Source organism: Photorhabdus sp. S10-54 (genome assembly GCF_963878145.1).
In the GTDB taxonomy this organism is placed as follows: Bacteria; Pseudomonadota; Gammaproteobacteria; order Enterobacterales; family Enterobacteriaceae; genus Photorhabdus; species Photorhabdus kayaii.
The window spans coordinates 1-4607 of sequence record NZ_CAWNXG010000093.1 but is presented as its reverse complement, the minus strand read 5'-3'; the positions used below and the strand labels follow the sequence as shown (position 1 = coordinate 4607).

The window sequence follows — 4607 nt, the reverse complement described above, 5'->3', positions numbered from 1 at the left end:
CGAATGCACGAGCATTACCACCGTAGGTTTTAGCCAATACAGTAGTGATAGCAGCAGTCAGGGTAGTTTTACCGTGGTCAACGTGGCCGATAGTACCAACGTTAACGTGCGGTTTTGTACGTTCAAACTTTTCTTTAGACATTAGATTGTCCCTCTAAGACACGGAATCGGTGGTTCCACCACATCAACCAAACAGTTGCTCGTTGAATATCGCTTACAGGAATAAAATCGGGAGACAAGGACACTAAGGAAGTGGTGCTGATAGGCAGATTCGAACTGCCGACCTCACCCTTACCAAGGGTGTGCTCTACCAACTGAGCTATATCAGCACATCTTGGAGCGGGCAGCGGGAATCGAACCCGCATCATCAGCTTGGAAGGCTGAGGTAATAGCCATTATACGATGCCCGCATTGAACTCGGCTACCTGACTTTAATCAGCTGTATGTTGATCTCAATATACTTTGCTTTCAGTTAAGTACCAAAAGAATATCAAGATTAAATCTGATTTTTTGGTGGTGGGGGAAGGATTCGAACCTTCGAAGTCTGTGACGGCAGATTTACAGTCTGCTCCCTTTGGCCGCTCGGGAACCCCACCTTTCCAAATTTTTAATGGTGCCGGCACCAAGAATCGAACTCGGGACCTACTGATTACAAGTCAGTTGCTCTACCAACTGAGCTATGCCGGCATCAAGTGCTGCGCATTCTAGGCAGTGTGAACGCTCTATGCAACAAAAAAATTGCTTTCCTTGATTATTCGGTTATAAAACACTCGCTTTCATTCGATTAGCTGTTTTTTTCAATAACTTTAGCTTAAACAATAAACACCTAATTGCCTGCCAACTAAGGAACCGATTACAAGTGCTCGATAAAACTTGATAGGCCACTTTATCTTGAATCATTTAAATTTCCATCATGATAAGCAAACAGCTGAAACTAACATTAAGAAGTAAAACAACTCAATTTTTTACAATTCTGCATTTCTTACAAAAAAAACCGCTAAAAATATAAAAAAGCCTACGCCTGCCGCTCATCAGTCGATATCATGCGATTTATTTTTTGTCAGGTACAGGTTATTTATTGCAACTTGTCAAACCTGCACAAACAGGCAGATGTTGGTTTATGAATAAAAAAGAACTTTTTTTGGCTACTCCATATTTGCAATTCAATCGTGAACAATGGGCAACCTTACGTGATTCAGTTCCGCTGACATTAACAAAAGAAGAATTAATTGATTTAAAAGGAATTAATGAAGAAATTTCTTTAGAAGAAGTTGTTGAGATTTACCTTCCTTTATCTCGCTTGCTCAATTTTTATATTAGTTCAAATTTACGTCGTCAAGCAGTGCTCGAACAATTTCTAGGTACTGATGGACAAAAAGTCCCTTATATCATAGGAATTGCTGGCAGTGTTGCTGTTGGTAAAAGCACTACTGCACGTCTATTACAAGCTCTGCTGAGTCGTTGGCCTGAACACAGAAGCGTAGAATTAATTACTACAGATGGTTTTCTACATTCTAACAGCGTGCTGAATGAACGTGGACTGATGAAAAAGAAAGGGTTCCCACAATCATATGATATGCATAGCTTAGTGAAATTTGTATCTGATATTAAATCGGGCTCTAAACAAGTATCCGCACCAGTATACTCTCATCTTACCTATGATATCGTACCAAATGAGCAAAAATTCATTAAACAACCAGACATTTTGATTCTAGAGGGTTTGAATGTATTACAAAGCGGTATGGATTATCCCCATGATCCACACCATGTATTTGTCTCTGATTTTGTTGACTTTTCTATCTACGTCGATGCACCAGAAAAATTACTCAAAAGTTGGTATATCAGTCGTTTCTTAAAATTCCGCCAAGGTGCCTTTTCCGATCCAGATTCTTATTTCCACAGTTACTCCAAACTATCAGAAAAAGAAGCCATAAATACTGCATCTGATATCTGGCAAGAGATCAATGGACTGAATTTGCGACAAAATATTTTACCAACTCGAGAACGTGCAAGCCTAATCATGACAAAAGGTACTAATCACACTATTGAAAGCGTAAGGCTACGTAAGTAAAGATAGTCTCCGAACCCGGAAGACATTTCTCTTCCGGTCATTTTCAACAACCTCTTAAAGAAATCTCCCCGCCGATATATGGGGTTATGACACCATTCTGATCAAGTAACAAAGCACCTTGCTGATTAATACCCCTGGCTATACCATGCACTTCCTGACTACCAATAATTAATTTCACCGGCCTATCCATAAAATTATCTAACTCAAACCACCGAGAAACAAATGAAGACAAACCTTCATTTTCAAACTGAATTAGAGCTTTCCTTAGATCAAGTATTATTTCTACAGCCAATTTATTACGATCAACTTGAATTCCTGCCTGCAACAAATTAATCCATTGCTGATTAATAGGTTCTTCGCCCTTATGATCCATCGAAATATTTATACCCGCACCTATTACAACCTGAGCAGCATCACCAGTATTTCCTATTAGTTCAACTAAGATTCCCGCTAATTTCTTATCATCAAGATATAAATCATTTGGCCATTTTACCCTAATTCTATCAGCGCCAAATCGATGCAATACTTCAGCAATAACAATGCCAACAACCAAACTCAATCCAATTGCAGCAGCAGGTCCTTGCTCAAGGTGCCAATACATAGATAAATAAAGATTTTTACCAAAGGGCGAAACCCATTTCCTTCCACGCCGCCCTCTGCCAGCATACTGGTACTCTGCAACACAAGCATCCCCTGATTTCAATTCAGATAAACGTTCAAGCAAATACTGATTAGTCGAATCAATAACTGGCAAAACAGTTATTCGATCCTGAGGTAAGTATTGCAAAATAGTAGACTCATCAAGTAGCTGCATAGGTGCCATAAGGCTATAACCCTTGCCAGGAGTTGTTTCTAGTTCAATTCCCCATTCACGAATCGTCTGTATATGTTTATTAATTCCAGCCCTACTCATCCCTAAATATTGTCCCAACTGTTGACCAGAATGAACTTCACCGTCAGACAAAATCTTAATCAACTGTAATGGCACGGTTATATCTTTCATGAAATACATTCCACAGCATCAATTTCGCCTTTAGAACCAATAAAACGAACCTCAGGTTCAAGTAATACACCAAACTTACTTATCACTTGCCGGCGAATGTAAGCAGCCAATAAGACTACATCCTTACCTGTAGCATTTTCCTGATTTATCAATACTAGAGCTTGTCTAAGATGCACAGATGCACCTCCAATGCGATAACCTTTTAAATTACAACGTTCAATGAGCCAAGCTGCCGCTAATTTAAACATCCCATTCGTGTAAGGATATTGGGGACTATCAGGGTAATTTTCTTTAATTTTTGCCGCAACTTCCGCACTGACAATTGGGTTTTTGAAGAAACTCCCCGAGTTTCCTGTTATTGCAGGATCAGGCAATTTACTGGTGCGCATTGCACATACTGAATCAAAAATCTGCTGAGGAGTTACATTATCTTTCGACAGCCTAGTTAAATCACCGTAGTTCAATATTGGCCGCCAATTCTTCTTCAACAATAATCCTACAGAAATAATAGAATAATTTGCTTTATATTTATGCTTAAAAACACTATCCCGATATCTAAACTGACATTCACCAACACTAAGACGCGTTTGCTCCCCAGTTTCTAGATTAAGAACATCTACATATTCACACACATCTCTAAATTCAATACCATATGCACCAATATTTTGAATTGGTGCTGCACCAGAGCAACCAGGAATTAAAGCCAAATTCTCTAATCCATAGATTTGATTTTTAAGAGAATGGCAGACTAATTCGTGCCAATTTTCTCCCGCCCCTACATGTAAATGCCATGATTCATCTGTCTCCCGCTGTTGAATCCCCATAATTCTATTCAGAATCACAGTTCCTTCAAAATTTGCAGTAAATAAGACATTACTTCCTCCACCAAGCAGTAATGCAGGTTGTTTTTCGCTTTTGGCTTTCTGCCATAAAGCTAATAAGGACTCGGCAGATTCAGCTATATCTAAACGTTTAGCATAGGCTGATAACCCAAAGGTATTAAACTCTTTAAGAGAAAGCATTCACTCAACACTCAATAAAGCTATTTAATAAGTAGTTTATCAGCTATAGGCGTGGAAAACAGTTGGAAAACTAAGTTAGTTCTTTGTTAAATGCAAAAAGGCCACCCCTTTGGATGGCCTTTTTGTCTCAAAATAAGGTCTGGCAGTTCCCTACTCTCACATGGGGAGACCCCACACTACCATCGGCGCTACGGCGTTTCACTGCTGAGTTCGGCATGGGGTCAGGTGGGACCGCCGCGCTATCGCCGCCAGACAAATTCTTTATTCGTTATCATGGTGCTGATACCCAGATTCGAACTGGGGACCTCACCCTTACCAAGGGTGTGCTCTACCAACTGAGCCATATCAGCAATGATTGCCCAAACTCACTGTTGGCGCAAAAAATTAAAGCCTGGCAGTTCCCTACTCTCACATGGGGAGACCCCACACTACCATCGGCGCTACGGCGTTTCACTGCTGAGTTCGGCATGGGGTCAGGTGGGACCGCCGCGCTATCGCCGCCAGGCATATT

At 40.4% G+C, this 4607-nt stretch carries 4 protein-coding genes, 5 tRNA genes and 2 rRNA genes; 1 reads left to right on the top strand and 10 read right to left on the bottom strand.

Features of this window, described 5'->3' with window-relative positions:
* From AACQ83_RS23375 to AACQ83_RS23355, 5 genes are all read right to left on the bottom strand, one after another.
* Nucleotides 1–142, bottom strand: a 142-nt coding sequence (locus tag AACQ83_RS23375) for a GTP-binding protein (RefSeq protein ID WP_072161945.1), incomplete at its 3' end; no start/stop codon positions are given.
* Nucleotides 143–253: 111 nt separating this feature from the next.
* Nucleotides 254–329 (bottom strand) — tRNA-Thr (locus AACQ83_RS23370).
* A gap of 6 nt (nt 330–335) precedes the next feature.
* Nucleotides 336–410 (bottom strand) — tRNA-Gly (locus tag AACQ83_RS23365).
* Between the two features lie 101 nt (nt 411–511).
* Nucleotides 512–596: transfer RNA gene (locus tag AACQ83_RS23360), tRNA-Tyr, on the bottom strand.
* A gap of 15 nt (nt 597–611) precedes the next feature.
* Nucleotides 612–687: transfer RNA gene (locus tag AACQ83_RS23355), tRNA-Thr, on the bottom strand.
* Between the two features lie 433 nt (nt 688–1120).
* Between AACQ83_RS23355 and coaA the strand changes: the two genes are divergently transcribed.
* Nucleotides 1121–2071 (top strand): type I pantothenate kinase, encoded by a 951-nt coding sequence (gene coaA, locus AACQ83_RS23350; protein ID WP_112879791.1) that lies wholly within the window; start codon nt 1121–1123, stop codon nt 2069–2071.
* A gap of 43 nt (nt 2072–2114) precedes the next feature.
* On the opposite strand, the gene birA is transcribed toward coaA, so the two are convergent.
* The 5 genes from birA to rrf (AACQ83_RS23325) form a co-directional block, all read right to left on the bottom strand.
* Nucleotides 2115–3074, bottom strand: coding sequence for a bifunctional biotin--[acetyl-CoA-carboxylase] ligase/biotin operon repressor BirA (gene birA / locus AACQ83_RS23345; protein ID WP_112879790.1), 960 nt, complete (start codon nt 3072–3074; stop codon nt 2115–2117).
* Entirely contained in the window at nt 3071–4096 is a 1026-nt protein-coding gene (gene murB / locus AACQ83_RS23340) for a UDP-N-acetylmuramate dehydrogenase (protein WP_112879789.1), read from the bottom strand. The genes birA and murB overlap by 4 nt, the downstream gene beginning before the upstream one ends.
* A gap of 137 nt (nt 4097–4233) precedes the next feature.
* Nucleotides 4234–4349, bottom strand: a 5S ribosomal RNA gene (gene rrf, locus AACQ83_RS23335).
* Between the two features lie 21 nt (nt 4350–4370).
* Nucleotides 4371–4446: transfer RNA gene (locus AACQ83_RS23330), tRNA-Thr, on the bottom strand.
* Between the two features lie 39 nt (nt 4447–4485).
* A 5S ribosomal RNA gene (gene rrf, locus AACQ83_RS23325) occupies nt 4486–4601 on the bottom strand.
* Nucleotides 4602–4607: the final 6 nt, after the last annotated feature.